The organism is Gracilibacillus salitolerans (genome assembly GCF_009650095.1).
Taxonomy (GTDB): domain Bacteria; phylum Bacillota; class Bacilli; order Bacillales; family Amphibacillaceae; genus Gracilibacillus; species Gracilibacillus salitolerans.
This window is the reverse complement of sequence record NZ_CP045915.1, coordinates 1,655,335-1,673,252: the sequence shown is the minus strand read 5'-3', so window position 1 is coordinate 1,673,252 and position 17,918 is coordinate 1,655,335. Positions and strand designations below refer to the sequence as shown.

16 protein-coding genes are annotated in these 17,918 nt (G+C 38.1%); 3 read left to right on the top strand and 13 right to left on the bottom strand.

Translation table 11 applies throughout. From position 1 onward, the window contains the following. Positions 1–193 precede the first annotated feature (193 nt). A complete protein-coding gene (locus GI584_RS07845; RefSeq protein ID WP_153790870.1) occupies positions 194–1,114 on the top strand; it encodes an aldo/keto reductase in 921 nt (306 codons plus the stop codon). Between the two features lie 138 nt (positions 1,115–1,252). On the opposite strand, the gene GI584_RS23815 is transcribed toward GI584_RS07845, so the two are convergent. The 6 genes from GI584_RS23815 to GI584_RS07820 all read right to left on the bottom strand — a co-directional run bounded on the left by GI584_RS23815 (position 1,253) and on the right by GI584_RS07820 (position 7,025). Then, positions 1,253–1,705 carry a hypothetical protein gene (locus GI584_RS23815; protein WP_194842157.1) on the bottom strand — a complete coding sequence of 151 codons (453 nt, stop codon included), beginning with the start codon at positions 1,703–1,705 and terminating at the stop codon, positions 1,253–1,255. A gap of 95 nt (positions 1,706–1,800) precedes the next feature. Further along, on the bottom strand, positions 1,801–2,727 hold the full coding sequence (locus tag GI584_RS07840) for a glycoside hydrolase family protein (RefSeq protein WP_153790869.1): 927 nt from the start codon (positions 2,725–2,727) through the stop codon (positions 1,801–1,803). An 81-nt stretch (positions 2,728–2,808) separates the two neighbouring features. Then, on the bottom strand, positions 2,809–3,630 hold the full coding sequence (locus GI584_RS07835) for a sugar phosphate isomerase/epimerase family protein (protein WP_153790868.1): 822 nt from the start codon (positions 3,628–3,630) through the stop codon (positions 2,809–2,811). Beyond that, positions 3,627–4,805, bottom strand: a complete 1,179-nt coding sequence (locus GI584_RS07830; RefSeq protein WP_100361207.1) for a dihydrodipicolinate synthase family protein — start codon at positions 4,803–4,805, stop codon at positions 3,627–3,629. The genes GI584_RS07835 and GI584_RS07830 overlap by 4 nt, the downstream gene beginning before the upstream one ends. 12 nt (positions 4,806–4,817) lie before the next feature. Then, the gene (locus GI584_RS07825) at positions 4,818–5,969 is read right to left on the bottom strand and encodes a Gfo/Idh/MocA family protein (protein WP_100361208.1); all 1,152 of its coding nucleotides are present in this window, start codon (positions 5,967–5,969) and stop codon (positions 4,818–4,820) included. A gap of 225 nt (positions 5,970–6,194) precedes the next feature. Continuing rightward, positions 6,195–7,025 (bottom strand): helix-turn-helix transcriptional regulator, encoded by an 831-nt coding sequence (locus GI584_RS07820; protein ID WP_100361209.1) that lies wholly within the window; start codon positions 7,023–7,025, stop codon positions 6,195–6,197. A gap of 142 nt (positions 7,026–7,167) precedes the next feature. Between GI584_RS07820 and GI584_RS07815 the strand changes: the two genes are divergently transcribed. Then, positions 7,168–8,349: a Gfo/Idh/MocA family protein gene (locus GI584_RS07815; protein ID WP_153790867.1), complete on the top strand. Its 1,182-nt coding sequence runs from the start codon at positions 7,168–7,170 to the stop codon at positions 8,347–8,349. Positions 8,350–8,427: 78 nt separating this feature from the next. Here the strand turns inward: GI584_RS07815 and GI584_RS07810 are convergent, their stop codons facing one another. Both GI584_RS07810 and GI584_RS07805 read right to left on the bottom strand, forming a co-directional pair. Beyond that, positions 8,428–8,676 (bottom strand): hypothetical protein, encoded by a 249-nt coding sequence (locus tag GI584_RS07810; RefSeq protein WP_100361211.1) that lies wholly within the window; start codon positions 8,674–8,676, stop codon positions 8,428–8,430. Between the two features lie 77 nt (positions 8,677–8,753). Continuing rightward, entirely contained in the window at positions 8,754–9,632 is an 879-nt protein-coding gene (locus tag GI584_RS07805; RefSeq protein WP_153790866.1) for a helix-turn-helix domain-containing protein, read from the bottom strand. A 275-nt stretch (positions 9,633–9,907) separates the two neighbouring features. Here GI584_RS07805 and GI584_RS07800 point away from each other — a divergent pair, with 275 nt between their 5' ends. Next, on the top strand, positions 9,908–12,277 hold the full coding sequence (locus GI584_RS07800) for a carbohydrate binding domain-containing protein (protein ID WP_153790865.1): 2,370 nt from the start codon (positions 9,908–9,910) through the stop codon (positions 12,275–12,277). A gap of 284 nt (positions 12,278–12,561) precedes the next feature. Here GI584_RS07800 and dhaM read toward each other — a convergent pair whose 3' ends face one another. The 5 genes from dhaM to glpK form a co-directional block, all read right to left on the bottom strand. Next, entirely contained in the window at positions 12,562–12,948 is a 387-nt protein-coding gene (gene dhaM / locus GI584_RS07795) for a dihydroxyacetone kinase phosphoryl donor subunit DhaM (RefSeq protein WP_153790864.1), read from the bottom strand. Between the two features lie 3 nt (positions 12,949–12,951). After that, positions 12,952–13,572: a dihydroxyacetone kinase subunit DhaL gene (gene dhaL / locus GI584_RS07790; protein ID WP_153790863.1), complete on the bottom strand. Its 621-nt coding sequence runs from the start codon at positions 13,570–13,572 to the stop codon at positions 12,952–12,954. A gap of 12 nt (positions 13,573–13,584) precedes the next feature. Then, positions 13,585–14,577 carry a dihydroxyacetone kinase subunit DhaK gene (gene dhaK / locus GI584_RS07785; protein WP_153790862.1) on the bottom strand — a complete coding sequence of 331 codons (993 nt, stop codon included), beginning with the start codon at positions 14,575–14,577 and terminating at the stop codon, positions 13,585–13,587. A 165-nt stretch (positions 14,578–14,742) separates the two neighbouring features. Further along, complete coding sequence (locus tag GI584_RS07780) at positions 14,743–16,395, bottom strand: glycerol-3-phosphate dehydrogenase/oxidase (RefSeq protein ID WP_153790861.1); 1,653 nt, start codon at positions 16,393–16,395, stop codon at positions 14,743–14,745. A 23-nt stretch (positions 16,396–16,418) separates the two neighbouring features. Continuing rightward, complete coding sequence (gene glpK, locus GI584_RS07775; protein ID WP_153790860.1) at positions 16,419–17,909, bottom strand: glycerol kinase GlpK; 1,491 nt, start codon at positions 17,907–17,909, stop codon at positions 16,419–16,421. Positions 17,910–17,918 lie beyond the last annotated feature (9 nt).

The window sequence follows — 17,918 nt, the reverse complement described above, 5'->3', positions numbered from 1 at the left end:
ATCTTTATTACACTTATATCATATCATGTATAAAAACTAATTCAATACTATTGTTCACTATTTCACAATTCAGTCAATTGTTTGTGTCTAATTTGTGACATTGCCTCCTTTTTCGGTTATGCTAATGATACAGACTTCCTATACGAAGGAATAAACTTAAAATTTATAACAAAAAAGAGATGAGGTGCTGAGAATGAAATATCGCAGACTCGGAAAAACAGATTTAGATGTTTCGGTTGTAGGGATAGGCACATGGCAATTCGGTGGTGAATGGGGAAAAGACTTTACTCAAGCAGAAGTCGATCAGATTCTCGATCAGGCAAAACATGAAGGAATCAACCTGATCGATACTGCTGAATGTTATGGTGATCATCTCTCTGAGCAATTTATCGGAGATTATTTAAGTAGGAATAATCGTGATGATTGGCTTGTAGCAACCAAATTCGGCCACCATTTCCATCGTAATTTTGAACGGACCCGTCATTGGTCCGCTGATGAAGTGTTAAAACAATTGGATGACTCCTTAAGATCATTAAAAACGGAGTACATTGATGTTTATCAGGCCCATTCCTGTACTGATGAAGAATTTAACAATGATGATTTATGGACTATGCTGGATAAACAGAAACAGGCCGGTAAGATCAGACACTTAGCGATTTCATTAGCAGGAAATCAGGATAGCTATCAAACTGACAAAGCTAAAGAGGTTGGGGCTGAAGCGATTCAAGTAGTATATAACCGTCTTGATCGTGCTCCAGAGGAAAAAATATATCCTTCTGCCATCAAGCAAGATCTCGGTGTTCTTGCTAGAGTTCCTTTAGCAAGTGGCTACTTAAGTGGTAAATATAAACCAGGCTCTACATTTGAGGAAAATGATGTACGCTCTAGACACGATCGTGATAATACAGACCGCTTATTAAGAATCGTTGAAGAAATTGCCCGCCATGAAGTACCTGAAGAGATAGATATGGCAAGTTGGGCACTTGCATGGTGCTTAAAGCATGATGCAGTGACTACGGTTATACCAGGCTGTAAAAACCGAGAACAAGTCATTTCAAATGCGAGAGCAGCTGATATAGATATTGTTTCCGAGAACCATCCACAGGCAACATGAACCTCTCATCACTAAAGTAATGAGTTTTCTAGCGAACTTTGATAAATAATCTTTTTGAGTATCGAATAGTTCATGCTTATTTGTCGCATACGAAAAAACAACAGCTTCAGTTTTGAAAGCTGTTGTTTTTTTATGTAGTTATCCACCATATACATCGTCACGAACTGTACCATTACTACTGTTATTGTTGCTGGAACCTTCATTATTATTTTGATAATAGTAACTATTATTATTGCTGGAATCTACTTGTTCGGTTCCTTCATATAGGTCCTCTTCATTTTCTAGTTCAACTGTTACATCCATTTCTTCCTCATCTTCTAATTCTTCATCTTCTTCGTCTTCATCCTGGTCATCATCATCTTGAGCTAATATTTCTAACCTCTTAGGTAAATATATATTCATCGAGCTTAAGGCTTTCGGCTGATGAAGATCATAAGCATATTGCTGAATAGAATTGTTGTTAAAGACTGTTTTACCATCAAAATAACTTTTAATAAACCAACCTACACCAATTAATAAAGTAATCCCTAGTGCAATTGTAATGTATACGGCCATCGAATCTTGATTGTTTCTCAGGTCTCTCCCCTCCAAACATTACGTCATTCATATTACTAAATTACCATTGAATGATAAAAATGTAAATAAATCTAATCATATCCATGAGAATTAATCATTACAATTTGATTTTAGGACAAATGTAATATTAGGTTTTTATCCCGGTGACAGGTAAGTATGCCATTTTCGATCTCTAATTCAGCTACCTGGATCGAGGAACGTTTCGATAAATAAGAATCCTTTCCGTAACCTTTCGCACGGTCAGGATGCGTAAAATAAAAAATATATGCTTTATCATTAACGACTAATACATCCGCGTGGAGACCAACTCCTTGATCATCTTTTCGAATCCCATCTTTATCTAAAATTTTACTGTTCCTCTGCCAATTCACGCAATCTTTTGATTGATATACGCCTTGTCCACTCCATTCATCAATAATTAACCAATATTGTTCCTGCCAAAAAAACACATTAGCTCCTTCGTGCGGGAATCCGATAATCACCGGACCTACTGATTCCCAATGATATAAATCATCACTATCAGCGGCATATGTGTGGCTATGATTCTGCTCATCTTTATACCACATTCGCCATTTTCCATTCGGCAACTTGTGTACAGCTGCATCAATCACATACCCAGAACTTAATGACAATGTGCTTTGGTAGATCCAATTCCACAAATTATCACTTGTATAGTGTAATATATGTCGTTTATGACCAGACCAACTATCTGGTACACCTTTAATATAGCTAACATACATATGATAAATGCCCTCATGATAAATAATTTCAGGTGCCCAAAATGTATTGCGCCCTTTTTCGATGTCTAAATCTTCGATAATTCCGCAATATAGCCATTGATTGCCCTCCTTTGAAGTTGCGATGCCTAAATCTGTCCCATGAACCCAGGATACATCCATTCGCCGGCTTGTTGCTCTTCGGTTCATATAGACCATCCACCATTCTTTTTCCACATGATTCCAAATCACAGTCGGGTCGGCAGCACCATCATAAATCGGGTCTCTAAATAATGGTGCTGTAACTTTTTTCGAATTCATCTACTGCACCCTCCGTTTCATTTTACAATGAAGGAGTGTACCTCTAAAAGATACACTCCTTCGCCCCATCCTTATCCGCTTTTATACATGTTTTGCAAAGCTTTGTTTGACCTCTTGCAATACGTCATTCCCGTCACGATCCCATAATGATTGATTAATGATTTCTACCTCTATTGGACCGTGATAACCTGCTTTTTCTACTGCTTTTCTCATTCTGTTGATTTCGATTACACCGTCTCCCATCATAAAACGGCCTTTAAACATATCATCCATAGGCACTTTCCAATCAGACACATGAAATCCTAAAATTCTGTCTTTTGCCCTCTCGATCTCCACATAAAGATTTGGATCCCACCAAACATGATAGACATCAACAATGACACCTACTTCACTTGGATGATATTTTTCAGCGATAGTAGTTGCTTGGTTCATCGTGTTAATAACGGATCTATCTGCGGCAAACATTGGATGCAATGGTTCAATAGCAAGTTTCACGCCATAATCTTTGGCAAAAGGGACTAATGTGTCAATCCCCTCTGCAACTTGTTCTCTTGCCGTATCAATATCTTTATCGGCACTTGGTCCACAAACTAATACTAATGTATCCGTACCTAATTCTGCTGCTTCTTCTACTGCTCGTTTATTGTCATCAATTCTTTCTGCTCTTTCTTTTGCAGTAGCAGCCGGAAACATACCACCACGACAGACACTGGACACTTGTAAACCAGCATCTTTGATCAGTTGCTTCGATTTTTTCAAACCGATTTCCTCGATTTTATGACGCCAAACCGAGATCCAAGGTACATCATGACGTACACAACCTTCTACCGCTTCCTGAAGATTCCATTGTTCCGTTGTGATTTGATTCAAACTGAGACGGCCCATTAATTTCTCACCTGTCATGATGTACCCTCCTGCTTAACGCCAGCTAATTCTAATGCTAGACGCATTCTTTCTGTAGCTATTTCTGGATTTCGTAACAAGCCTGCCTCATCTGCCATCACGAATAAATCAGACAAATGAACAATCGAACGCGCACTTTCTTTGCCACCGATCATGCGAAAATGGTCCTGGTGTCCATTAAGGTATGCCATAAAGACAACACCTGTTTTATAAGAAAAAGTTGGTGTCTGGAAAATATGACGAGACAATGGTACTGTTTTTTCTAATAATTGATCATATGTTGCCAAATCTCCTGCATCTAAAGCATGCATAGCAGCTGCTGCCGCTGGAGCAATCGCATCAAAGATTCCTAACAAGGCATGACTGTATCCTTGCTCATCTCCCTTGATTAACGCTGGATAGTTAAAATCATCGCCAGTATACATTCTTACACTGTCTGGTAAGAGACGGCGCATCCCGATTTCTTTTTGGTCATCTAAAAGGGAGATTTTAATTCCATCTACTTTTGATTCATTGTCACGAATGATTTGCAGGCAAACGTCCATCGCTTCATCTAAATCTTCGTGTCCCCAATATCCTTTTAGTGCCGGATCGAACATATCGCCTAACCAGTGCAATATAACCGGCTGGGAAACATTTTGTAAAATTTTATTATAGACACGTTGGTAATCTTCAGGTCCTTTTGCACAAGCAGCAAGCGCTCGACTTGCCATTAATATAATTTTCCCACCCTCTGCTTCGACAAAAGAAACTTGCTCTTCATATGCTCTCTCCACTTCTTCCAATGTAACAGAAGGAGATGGATCCAGATGATCTGTTCCAACCCCGCTTGCAATATTTCCTCCAACAGATTTGGCTTCCTTAGTGGAGCGCGAAATTAATTCCTTCGCACCTTCCCAACTTAACCCCATTCCACGTTGTGCAGTATCCATTGCTTCCGCTACTGATAATCCAAGTGACCATAAATAATGGCGATATTCCATTGTTTTATCCCAATCTATTTGAGAATTAAGCGTTGGATCAGCGTCCGCTAATGGATCGGCTACCACATGGGCAGCCGAGAATGCAGTCCTTTGTTCAAAAGGTTTATCCTTTGGAATGTCAAAAGGTGTATAATTACTAGCTTGATAAGTATATAGTTTTCGATCCTTATTCGGTAAAATTAGCTTAGTCATTTTTGTACCTCCTTACAATTTGATGTCTGGTACCTCTACCCAGCGTCTCTCTTCCCATGATTGTAAACCAAGGTCAGAAAGCTGCGTTCCTTTCGCTCCTTCAAGTAAATCCCAAGGAAACTCTTCATCCGCAAACACATGCTTTAAGAATAACTCCCATTGCACTTTGAAACCATTGTCAAACACATCATTTGTCGGTACTTCCTGCCATTGTGCTTGGAAATCAAATGGGTTTTCTATATCCGGATTCCACGTTGGCTTTGGTGTATTCACACGATGCTGTACTTTACAATCACGAAGACCGGCAACTGCACTACCTTCAGTACCATCGACTTGAATCGTTAATAAATCATCACGGTTCACACGCACTGCCCAGGAAGAATTCGCCTGCACAATGACTCCATTATCTAGCTCAAACGTTCCATATGCTGCATCATCTGCAGTTGCTTTGTATGTTTCACCATTTTCATCGACACGCTCTGGAATATGAGTAGCACCAAGGCATGACACTGATTTCACATTGCCAAAAAGGTTGTCAATTACATAACGCCAGTGAGCAAACATATCAACTATAATCCCCCCACCGTCTTCTTTACGATAGTTCCAGGATGGACGCTGCCCTTCTTGCCAGTCCCCTTCAAATACCCAATATCCAAATTCCATTCTTACTGATAGCATTTGTCCGAAGAAACCGGAATCGATAAGTCGCTTCAACTTTAGTAGACCTGGCAAGAATAATTTGTCCTGCACTACGCCATTTTTTACCCCTGCTTCTCTTGCCAGTTTTGCTAGTTCAACAGATCCTTCCAGATTAGTAGCAGTTGGCTTTTCGCAATAGATATGTTTACCAGCAGCTATCGCTTGTTTAATGCTGTCAGCACGCCTTACTGTTGTTTGTGAGTCAAAATAGATTTCATTATAATCGTCAGCAAGCGCCTCCTCTAAGTCTGTTGAATAACGCTCAATGCCATGCGCATCTGCTAACGCTTTCAGTTTCTTTTCGTTACGACCTATTAAAATAGGATCTGGCATTAATTTATCATCATTCTTTAACAAAACGCCACCTTGTTCTCTGATTGCTTTAATAGAACGAATTAAGTGTTGGTTCGTTCCCATTCTTCCTGTTACCCCATTCATAATAATACCTATTTTATGTTCTGCCATTATCTTTTCCCCTTTCATTTGCTTAATTCCCTTTAGTTTAGCGTAATAAAAAAAATTCGTCTTATTAATCTAAGAACGAATTTCTTAAAATCGGAAATGAATTTGGAATGACCTGGTTCGGGGTATCTGTTTTCTATCAACTTTTGGTGGTTTACTATCAACTTCGGTGACTTTTCTATCAACTTTTGCGATTTACAATCAACTTCGGCAAGTCCTCTATCAATGTCACTCTTTTTCCGGCAATTGATCAATATGCTGTTGTTTAGTCCGATATTTATTAGGAGAAATCTCCGTACTATTTTTAAAGGCTCGGTAAAAAGTGGAGATTGACTCAAATCCAACTTCAAAACAGATCGAAGCAATATCTTTATCGGTTTCTGCTAATATTTTCTTCGCCAGACCTACTCGCACTTCTGTTAAATATTGAATCGGTGTCATAGAGTAGGTTTCTTTGAAGATAGTATTCATATGTCTCGTGCTAATTCCCAATCTTGTGGCCAAGTCTTCTGCATGGATCCAGTCAAAATAGTGAGAATCAATATACTCTTTTAACCGTTCTGCTCTCAACGTATTCGCATCGACTTTGTCATTGTTTTTCTCGCCACGTGCAATTAAAAGGAGGAGCTGTGATAAATAGGTTCGTAATGCCGTTTCCTGATGAAGGCTGGAATGAGCTTGTTCATAAAGCATTGTACGCAACAATTGACGGATTTCACTGCTATTAAAAGGGTTTAAGCTGATAAATTTAGATTCATATAATGTTTTCTCAAATAAATCTGTGTTCGTTCCATCTTTAATTCGTCTGTCAAAGGCAAGCACTAAGACAGTTAGCTTATGATCTGAGATAATCGCATGTGGTGTCAAAGGTGTAATAAATGTTAGATGATCCTGTTCAAGAAGATATTCTTTACCATCTAAGATGATTTTACCTGTCCCTTCAAGTGCATAAAGTAGTTGATAGACTTGATGATGATGCTCTTCGATACGGTCACCTGCGTGATGCTTACTTTCATATAGTTGTATACCGAATGGTTCGATTCGAATATCTTTTAGCATGGAACTTCCTCCATTTTTCAGATTTTTTTGTTTAATTTTCCAGCAATCCATATTCTTCTACTGCGAAAATCAGGAAGTTATGATATATTGCTATTATATAGTATCCATTTAAAAAATAGCAAAAAAGCGAGGAGATTTTTCTATGGTTAACCAGATTTCCGTTTTATTAGTTGGTATTGGTGGTTATGGTAACGTATATACAAAAAACCTTTTCCACGGAAACCATGAAAGCGTATTCGTTAAAGGTGTGGTCGATATTGCACCTGAAAGGTCTAAGTTTTATCAGGAATTCAAAGATAAAAATATACCAATCTATGATTCAATGGACCAATTCTACCAAGAGAATCAAGCTGATCTTGCCATAATTTCCACACCTATTCATTTACATAAAGAACAAGCATGTCTTGCAATGGAAAAAGGCAGTCATGTACTGTGTGAAAAACCGGCAACAGCTAATCGAGAGCATCTGCAGCAAATGATTGAAACAAGAGATCGTACGAAGAAAAAATTAGCAATTGGCTTTAACTGGTCATTCACTGATTCTATTCAGTCATTAAAACAAGATATTTTAGCTGGAGAATTCGGTCGTCCCTTCAGAATGAAAAGTCTTGTTCTGTGGCCGAGAAACGCTGATTACTTCAACCGGACTGGATGGGCTGGAAAAAAATATAGTCCAGATGGAGAAATGATTTTTGATAGTGTAGCCAATAACGCAACTGCTCACTTCCTGCATCATCTTCTCTATTTATCCGGTGATTCGATTGAAACAAGTGCAGAAATTGATCAAATTTCAGCTGAATTATACCGTGCAAATCCAATAGAGACATTTGATACGTGTGCCATTCATCTCCACACAAAGAATGATGTTGAAATCGTTTATCTCGCTTCACATGCGATTGCAGATGAACATCGACCTAAATATACATTAGAGTTCGAAGATGCGACGATTACTTATCATCCTGAAGGCGAGCGCGGTGATATCGTAGCGAAATGGCATGATGGTCGCGAAAAAGTCTACGAAGATCCCGAAAATATTCATAGTGTAAAATTGGATGTAATGATCGAAGCAGTACGTAATGAAAAGCAAAGCATTTTATGCGGGCCTGAAGCTGCAAGTGCACACGTGAATGCAATTTTCGGAATCCACCAGTCTGTGAAGGACATTCCAAAATTCCCGAAACATTGGATTGCTTATGATGAAGAAAGAAAACTAACTACTGTTCAAGGATTAGATGAAACATTAAAACAATGCTATCAACAGTTTTGCCTGCCAAATGATTTAGGTGTCGAATGGAGCAAACCGGGAAAGATAGTAAAGTTTTAAAGTGAGACTTCCAACAGCAAATATTATGCCTTTCTTTTGCAGAATTAAAAGCCATGGTAATTCACCATGGCTTTTATCTTATCTGGAATGGAGAAGCGAAGGATGAAAGCTTAATACCGCTTCTACGTTTTCACAATCCATCATTTCTTTGTAGTTACAGTAAAATGGAATATCTGGATAATGGTAATTGACTATTCTTTTCATTGAGATATCTTTATCAAAGATTGCAACTACATCTATGTTTTCAATAAGACCATCGTTAATTAAAGAGATATAGTCATTAACTTCCTGATTCCAGCCAACAATACCCAACCTCAACAGTTCCATTTCGCCAAAACTCCTTTCCACAAGATTTACAAAAAAGATCTATTGGATCCTCGGTGAACAAAGTCTTTCATTCACATTTATAGGTTAAGAGATTTATATTCACTCGCATTATGATAAATTGCAAGACGTTTTTTTCGATATTCTCTAGGGGGGATGCCGATCTTTTCTTTAAAATATCGACTAAAGTGTGAAATGTTTTCAAAACCACTCTCATACGCGATTTCCTGCACTGGTTTCTTTTCTTCTGCTTCCAGCAAATATTTAACTTGTTTCAACCGACATGCCATTACATATTCCATGATTGTATATCCTGTCATTTCTTTAAAAACGTGCGATACATATGATTTATTTAAGCAAAGGTTGTACGCTATTTCTGAAATAGTTATTTTATGTTGGAAATGTTGCTGAATATAAGAAGCGATTTTTTCAGCATGTTCCGTTTTACTGCTAGATTCCTTATTTACTTGCGAACAGGTATCTCTAAATAGGTAATTTATCTGCACCAGCAATTGACCTAGCAGAAATTTCAATTCCCATTCTTTCTCGGAATCCAACATATTAATAGATTGATTAACCTGATCCATCTTTTTAAAAATCTCTTCTATCTGTTGAATACTTTGCATGTTATTTGTTCGAATCAGGTAATGATGAGAATGATGAAAGACATTTAGTAATTCTATTGCCTTCATAGAATGTAAGACTGGTTCCATAACTTCTGGAATAAAATGGATATGACTTCTAATGTATTCATCCTCTTCGGGGATATTGGGTTTATGAAGGGGAAGTCCATCCATTAACAAAATATCACCAGGTAGTAAATCATAGATTTGATTGTTAATAAGGTAACGACAAACACCTTTGTGGAACATAAAAATTTCAAAATCTTCATGGGAATGTAGTTTTTGATGATCCGGATTTCCACTTAATCGGTACTTTACGGAGAACAATTTATCCACTATTATTCTCACTCCTAATCTTTGTTAGTTTTATTTTATTGTATTATAAACCGGAGGAAAATAACTAGTAGTGGCAAATTTCATTTCAAAATTTGCTGTGCGTGTTTTCTTTTCACTAAGGCTTGATTTTTAATTATTTTGATGATAATAATATATACGTACATTACCATACTAGAATAACTAGGATATCATTATGGGAGTTAACCTGAAAGGAGGTATTTTAAGCACATATTTTGAAAGCGCTATCTAAAAATAATAATAAGGATGTGTCTATTATGAGTAGAAAAAGGCTTTATCTGTTTATCATTTTAGTATTAACAATTAGCTTAATCTCAACTAATCTTTGGGTACCGAAAATAAAAGCTAATTCACCAACTAGTGTTATTGAATGGGATGAAAATCGACAGCATATAGACGGATTTGGCGGATCAGGAGCTTTTCAGAAACCATCATATATTATGGAACTTCCAGAACCCCAAAGAACGAAAATTTTAGACATGATTTTTTCTCAAGAGAAAGGCATTGGGTTATCCATGGTACGTAACTTAGTTGGAGATGGTGAAGCTGCTTCAACAATCCAACCTGAGCCTGGGAAATTTGTATGGGATGAGCCGGATTGGGAATCAGCCAAAGATGATTTTGACAAAGATCAAATTTGGTTTATGAGAGAGGCAGAAAAACGAGGAGTTACTACATTTTTTAGTTCTGTTTGGAGTCCTCCTGCCTGGATGAAGACAAACGATAGTGTAAACGGTACGGGAGAAGGCAAATTAAAACGAGAAAATTATCAAGATTTCGCCGATTATCTAGCTGAGTATGTACTAGGCTATAAAGAACATTTTGACCTTGATATATCTTATATTTCGATTGCAAACGAACCACATTATGGTCCAAGTTATTCTGGAGCCGTTTGGACGCCAGAGGAAATGAATATATTTATTCGAGATTATCTTGGCCCAACCTTCGAAGAAAGGAATGTTCCAGCTAAAATTGTAATGCCTGAACATATGCATTTTACTGAAGAGTATGCACTTCCAGCATTAAATGATCCTGTTACGGCGGATTATATTGATGTCGTTGCTTCACACGCGTATGGTATTGGAACAGATGTACCAGAATTTCCGGTATCCACAGAAAAAGGTAAAACGATTTGGCAGACTGAATATATGAACCAAGGGGAAGCCAAACAATCTTATGAATTCAATACGATAAGAGATGGACTTCGTCATGCTAATTTGATTGGAGATATGTTTGATGTAACTGGGATTAGTGCATACTTCTGGTGGTGGCCTGCTGCTGTTAACGGTGCAGATGGTTCTGATTTAATACGTTTGACCACAGATGAAGACGAGGAAGTAAATGGAATGTTTAGAGTTTTTAAGAGGTATTATGCACTTGGTAACTACAGCCGCTTTATTCGTCCTGGGTATATGATGATCGGATCAGACAAATCTCCTGTTGAAGGTGTACAGATTACCGCGTATAAAGATCCGGAAACAAATAATTTTAGTATCGTTGCTACTAATAATAAGGATACAAAACAAGAAATCACTTTAAAACTGGATCAATTCCCCGAAAAAATAAAAGAACTTGTTCCATATCGAACATCTGGTAACGAAAATTTAAAAAAATTAGACGATGTGAAGGTTACGAATAACGGAAAAGCTGTTACGATAAATTTAAAAAGTAATAGTGTAACAACATTTATTCCAAAGGAACATGAATTACCAGCATTTGAGGATATGAAGGATGTATTTTCAAGTTATGAGGCAGAAGAAAATGACGGGCAATCGAAAGGTATTCCTAAAAGCAAGGAAAAAACATACATTAAACATGTGAGGAACGGCGACTATATCAAGTATGAAAATGTTAATTTTGCAGATGGTACAGCTAATGGACAACCTGGAATGGAACACATTTTATCAATGGATGCTACTGTGAAGTCAATAGACGGGGGATCGATTGAAATTCGACTTGATGATCCAGTAGCCGGGCCGGTCGTAGGAGAAATATCTGTTTCAAATGATAACTCTAATGAATGGGAAACCTTTTCGACCATGATTGATACAAATCCGTCTGATGGTGCGTTTGGTTTCCATGACATGTACCTTGTATTTAAAGGAGATAGCAGGAAAAAGCTTTTTGCTGTAGATAAGTTTACTTTCAATGATGGAATTGACGAGCCTATCGAACTGGAAAAGCATTTGTTTGATTATGAAGATGGCACAACGAATGGCTGGAAAGGTAGAGGAGGATCAGAAATATTAGAAGCTACACAAAAAGAGAAGCAATCTGGTGAATTTAGTTTAAAAACAACTAATCGGACTTCCTCCTGGCACGGACCTTCTATTGATATTACAGATATGGTTGTGAAAGGAGAAGAATACGAATTCTCTGCCTATTTCCGTTTCGTTGATGCACTTAAAACTCCGAGTACGGTGAAATTCATGCTTGAAATAACCGATTTAGGAGGCACAACTTATTTACCACTTGAAGAGGTAGAAACCAATAACAGTGAATGGTTCCCATTAACAGGAAACTATATGATCAGTCAGGATATTTCTTCCATAAAATTGTATGTAGAAACTTCCAAGCCTGAAGATTCATTTTATATCGATAATGTTATAATCGAGCCAATAAACTAATCTCTTTATCTAATATGAAATCAAATCCCCTGTCAACTCCATTCATGACAGGGGATTCTTATGGGGGATGTTCAAAAAGTCACCAAATAATAAGCGGCGAATTTCTTCGTTGGCTTGTTTCTCCGTTCCTTGGAAGAGAAGAGCACTTTTCCGGCGTGCGATGTAGATTCTATGGAGCTTTCCTTTGTGCTCACGTATTTAAATACATACGCTCCGCTACTCAAACCTTCGCCGCCTCGACCTTCTTGCTTCTAATTCGGCCACTTTTTGAACACGCACTTATATTACATATTTATCTTAATTTTCTCTAAGCTAGACATAATTTCCTCTAAAGACTTACCTAAATTAGATTCCACAGCAGCAATGTAAGATCCCTCTACGACCGGAATTTCCTCAGCGATACGAATACTTGAAGACTCCAGTAACTCTATCGCCATTTCTGCATTCATTTTTGCACTGCCTAAATCATAAAAGATAATAGCGCCACTATCACTTGCTACTTGCTCGATGGCTCCTTGAATTTTTTCAATACTCGTTCCAATATCATTGTCCTCCGTGCCACAAGCTAGCGAAATTGGCACATCTTCGATAACTTGATCAATCAACACTTTGACTCCTTCGCCTATTTGAAAACTGTGAGAAACGATAATGATTCCTACCTTTTGTGTCATTTTTTAGGCCTCCAAATCAAGTACTTCGTCTAATGCTTCAAAAATATAAAATGACGACATGGAACCTGGATCAACATGTCCCCTAGAACGTTCTTTGAGATAGGAAGCGCGGCCTTTCGTGGCGGTCATTTCTCGTGTGTCTTCAATAGTTGCCTGACACACCTCAAGTATGCCATGCCAATCTTCAACGTCTTCTTCTTCTAAAAAATTCGACACTTGTTTCCATACATCATACATTGTTTTCTCACCAAAATCTGCTTTACCACGATCCTGAAGACCTTCCGCTGCATCATTTATAGACTGTTTAAAAACATCTTGATCTACTTCTTTACCTTGCATAGCTAATGACATTTTCAGAAAAGCAGTTCCATACAATGGCCCTGATGCCCCACCTACTTTTGCCATTAATGTCATTGCCGCACTTTTGAGGACATCTGCAACTGAATCATAGGTTGCATGATTGATTTTGGCAACAACTTCATGGAATCCACGCGCCATATTAATGCCATGATCACCATCTCCGATCGCTTGATCCAGCGCAGTTAATTGATCTTTATTATCAGCCATTCTTTGTTGGATTTCTTTCATCCAATCCTTTGTTTTATCAACCGTTAATATTATCATCCAATTCTCCTTTTACACTTGAAATGCGATTGTTTTAACATCTTTAACTAAAAGACTTTTTAATTCACTATCCAATTTTAATAATGTTACGGAGAATCCCTCCATATCAAGAGATGTCATATATTCTCCTACCCAGTTTTTGTACACCGCAATATCTTTTTCCTTTAAAAGCTGAGAAAGCTTTCTATTTACGATATGTAATTCCATTTCGGGTGTTGCCCCTAAGCCGTTTACCATTACTGCGACTTCTTCTTGTTCATAATCTATATCTTGCAAAATCTTATTGACTAAAATAGTAGTAAGTCTATCCGCTTCCTCCAATGGTACACGTTCAATTCCTGGCTCACCATGGATACCAATACCTATTTCCATTTCGTCATCGGCTAATGTAAAGCTTGGCTTTCCAGCAGCAGGTAGAGTACAAGATGATAATGCCACACCCATGGATCGAACATTGACGATTGTTTTCTCTGCGGCAGCTTTCACTTCTAGAAGCGATGCCCCTGTGTCTGCCATAGCTCCAGCTATTTTATGTACAAAAATAGTGCCAGCTATGCCTCTTCTACCTACAGTAAAGGTACTATCTTCTACTGCTACATCATCATTAACAATCACTCTGTCTACGTTTATTCCTTCCATTTCTGCCATCTCTTGTGCCATTTCAAAATTCATGACATCACCGGTATAATTTTTGATGATTAAAAGAACACCGTTTCCACTGTCCACCGCTTTAATCGCTTCTATAATCTGGTCAGGAGTTGGCGAAGTAAATACTTCCCCTGCTACAGCTGCATCTAACATACCTCTGCCAACGTATCCTGCATGAGCTGGCTCATGACCACTCCCACCACCACTTACAATACCTACTTTTCCCTGTACTGGAGCATCACTTCTGGTAATGACAGTTGTTCCTGGAAGCCTTTTCAAAGAATCTGGATATGCAGCAACTAATCCGTCTAACATTTCATGAACCACATGATTGGCATTGTTTATCACTTTTTTCATCTACCTATCACCTCTGCTTCATTTACTTTCATACTATCGAAATCTATTTAATTTTTCCACTTTTTAGATACATTTAAACCTAAAAGGTGAATTCAATTTTTTAGATGCCCTCTTGATGATGGTGGGCTCAGCCTGTTAGACTGAGCCCACTGTTTGATTACAACCCTATTTTTTAGTTGGATGTACTGCTTCATAAAGTAATTGATCTAGCTCCTGTGTATACGTATCTTTTGTTTGATCTGACCAATTAAATATTTGTTGCATTTCGTGGATGACCGCTTCCTTTTCTTTTCTAACCCAATGAATATCAAAGAATAGTGCACCAGTTCTTCGAATGAAGAAGTCAACAGGCTTACATGTTGCTTCATGTTCAATTCCATAATGAAGCATAGCATATGTTACGGGGGAAAGGGAATTTTCATTATCTAATGCTTTTTGGTAGTAATCATAGACAACCGGTATATTAGAGCCATAACGCTGGACAAGGATTTCCGCCTCTTCTTCCGATAACCCTAATTCTATCCCTTTCGTAATTTGCTCATTCTTATATTCTTTAAACCCTTTCGATCCACCAACATCACCACCTGAAATCGGTAAATGTTTCGTATCACTCGGATAAAAGACTTTTTTCTCTGCCTGAACCATTTTATCACGAATAACATTGACCACATGTTCCGCCATTTTACGATATCCTGTTAATTTACCACCAGCAATCGAAATTAGACCAGAATCCGATTCGAAAATTTCGTCCTTACGTGAAATTTCAGAAGGGTCCTTTCCTTCTTCATGAATTAATGGTCGTAAACCGGCCCAACTGGACTCAACATCGTCCACTGTAATCTTCTGACCCGGAAACATAAAATCAATCGCATCTAACACATAATCCCTATCTGATTCCGTCATGGTTGGGTGTGCGACATCTCCTTGATAGACAGTATCTGTTGTTCCTACATATGTCTTACCCTCTCGAGGAATCGCAAATACCATTCTGCCATCCGGTGTATCAAAATAGATCGCTTGTTTTAAAGGAAAACGAGTTTGATCGAAGACAAGATGAATTCCTTTTGTAAGTTGTAATGTTTTTCCTTTTTTTGATTTATCTTTCTCACGGATTGTATCTACCCATGGGCCAGCAGCGTTAACAATATATTTTGCCTTGATTTCATGGACTTCATTTGTTAACTGGTCGACTACTTCTACACCATTGACATGACCGTTATCATAAAGCAAATCCGAAACTTTTGCATAGTTTAAAGCAAGTGCTCCTTCTTCAACTGCTTTTTTCATCACTTCCATCGTCAGCCGCGCATCATCCGTACGGTATTCTACATAATATCCTGCGCCTTTTAAACCTTCATCTTTCAGTAATGGTTCACGTCTTAAAGCCTCTTTGCGATCAAGCATTTTGCGACGCTCCGATTTTTTAACCCCAGCAAGGAAATCATACACGCGTAATCCGATATTAGTTGAAAAAGGACCGAAAGTGCCCTCTTGATAAAATGGAAGCATCATCCATTCAGGTGTTGTCACATGAGGACCATTTTCATAAACAATTTCTCTTTCCTTCCCTACCTCGGCGACCATTTTTACTTCAAATTGTTTTAAGTAACGCAAACCACCATGAACAAGCTTAGTAGATCTACTTGACGTACCTGCTGCAAAATCCTGCATTTCAATAACGGCAACTTTTAGTCCTCTTAAGACAGCGTCAAGAGCAATGCCTGCACCTGTAATACCGCCACCGATAATAATCATATCTACTGGATCTGTTTTCATTTGTTGATATGTCTCTGTACGTTTTTTGCTTGAGAATGTCATCGATTAGTCCCCCATAACTTTTTTTACTTAAATACTCTTGTTGCTTCTACTGCTTTTTGCCAGCCATCATATAATTCTTTTCTTTCTTTATCATCCATTTCACTTTCAAAACGTTTATTAACTTTCCATTGGTTTGTTATCTCTTCTCTATCATTCCAGTAGCCAACAGCTAATCCCGCTAAATAAGCTGCACCGGATGCCGTTGTTTCGATTACTTCCGGTCTTTCTACAGGAACATCTACTAAGTCACTTTGGAATTGCATTAAAAGGTTATTCGCTACAGCTCCGCCATCCACCCTGAGCGATTTTACTTCAATCCCGGAATCTTCAATCATGGCGCCGAGTACATCTTTGGTTTGATAAGCGATGGATTCCAAAGTAGCACGGATGAAGTGCTCTTTTGTCGTACCACGTGTTAGACCAAATACAGCTCCACGTGCATCACTATCCCAGTATGGAGTACCTAAACCAACAAATGCCGGTACTAAATATACACCGTCCGCAGATTCCACTTTAGACGCATAGTTTTCGGATTCTTTGGCATTTTGAAACATTCGTAAACCATCTCTTAGCCACTGTACCGCAGAACCTGCAACAAAAATACTGCCTTCAAGTGCATATTCCACTTTTCCATCAATACCACAAGCAAGTGTGGTAAGCAGACCATGATCAGATTTAACTGGTTTTTCACCAGTGTGCATTAGCATGAAACATCCTGTTCCATACGTATTTTTAACCATACCTTTCTCAAAACACGCTTGACCGAACAATGCTGCTTGTTGATCTCCTGCCGCTCCAGCAATAGGTACTTTTTGACCAAAGAAGTGATAATCAACCGTTTCACCATACACTTCTGATGATGATTTTACTTCTGGTAACATACTCTTCGGTACACCTAGAATATCTAATAATTCTTGATCCCATTCTAAGTCATAAATGTTATACATTAAGGTTCTGGACGCATTAGAATAGTCAGTTACATGGACTTTACTACCTGTCAGTTTGTAAATTAACCACGTATCAATCGTACCGAATAATAATTTGCCTTGGTCCGCTTTTTCTCTGGCTCCCTCCACATTATCCAAAATCCATTTCACTTTTGTGCCTGAGAAATACGCATCTATTAATAAACCTGTTTTATTTCGAAACTTATCTTGAAATCCTGCTTCTCTTAATTCTCGACAAATATCTTCTGTCTGTCTTGATTGCCAGACAATTGCTTTATATATTGGTTTCCCTGTTTCTTTGTCCCAAACTACTGCCGTTTCACGTTGATTGGTAATACCAATTCCAGCAATTTGAGAAGCTTCAATATCTGCTTTTCTGAGAACTTCTGCAATACATGATAATACGGAAGTCCAGATTTCATTAGCATCATGTTCTACCCATCCTGATTTCGGAAAGAATTGTTCAAATTCTCTTTGTGCCACCTCTACAATTTCACCATTCTGATTAAATATGATCGCTCTTGAACTAGTTGTCCCCTGATCAATAGATAAAATAAACTTTTCCATTATACTTCC

What these genes read in the sequence shown, in the direction of transcription:
- GI584_RS07845 (WP_153790870.1), top strand. Translation starts at nt 194, where the DNA reads ATGAAATATCGCAGACTCGGAAAAACAGATTTAGATGTTTCGGTTGTA.
- GI584_RS07840 (WP_153790869.1), bottom strand. Translation starts at nt 2,727, where the DNA reads ATGAATTCGAAAAAAGTTACAGCACCATTATTTAGAGACCCGATTTAT.
- GI584_RS07835 (WP_153790868.1), bottom strand. Translation starts at nt 3,630, where the DNA reads ATGACAGGTGAGAAATTAATGGGCCGTCTCAGTTTGAATCAAATCACA.
- GI584_RS07830 (WP_100361207.1), bottom strand. Translation starts at nt 4,805, where the DNA reads ATGACTAAGCTAATTTTACCGAATAAGGATCGAAAACTATATACTTAT.
- GI584_RS07825 (WP_100361208.1), bottom strand. Translation starts at nt 5,969, where the DNA reads ATGGCAGAACATAAAATAGGTATTATTATGAATGGGGTAACAGGAAGA.
- GI584_RS07820 (WP_100361209.1), bottom strand. Translation starts at nt 7,025, where the DNA reads ATGCTAAAAGATATTCGAATCGAACCATTCGGTATACAACTATATGAA.
- GI584_RS07815 (WP_153790867.1), top strand. Translation starts at nt 7,168, where the DNA reads ATGGTTAACCAGATTTCCGTTTTATTAGTTGGTATTGGTGGTTATGGT.
- GI584_RS07810 (WP_100361211.1), bottom strand. Translation starts at nt 8,676, where the DNA reads ATGGAACTGTTGAGGTTGGGTATTGTTGGCTGGAATCAGGAAGTTAAT.
- GI584_RS07800 (WP_153790865.1), top strand. Translation starts at nt 9,908, where the DNA reads ATGAGTAGAAAAAGGCTTTATCTGTTTATCATTTTAGTATTAACAATT.
- dhaM (WP_153790864.1), bottom strand. Translation starts at nt 12,948, where the DNA reads ATGACACAAAAGGTAGGAATCATTATCGTTTCTCACAGTTTTCAAATA.
- dhaL (WP_153790863.1), bottom strand. Translation starts at nt 13,572, where the DNA reads ATGATAATATTAACGGTTGATAAAACAAAGGATTGGATGAAAGAAATC.
- dhaK (WP_153790862.1), bottom strand. Translation starts at nt 14,577, where the DNA reads ATGAAAAAAGTGATAAACAATGCCAATCATGTGGTTCATGAAATGTTA.
- GI584_RS07780 (WP_153790861.1), bottom strand. Translation starts at nt 16,395, where the DNA reads ATGACATTCTCAAGCAAAAAACGTACAGAGACATATCAACAAATGAAA.
- glpK (WP_153790860.1), bottom strand. Translation starts at nt 17,909, where the DNA reads ATGGAAAAGTTTATTTTATCTATTGATCAGGGGACAACTAGTTCAAGA.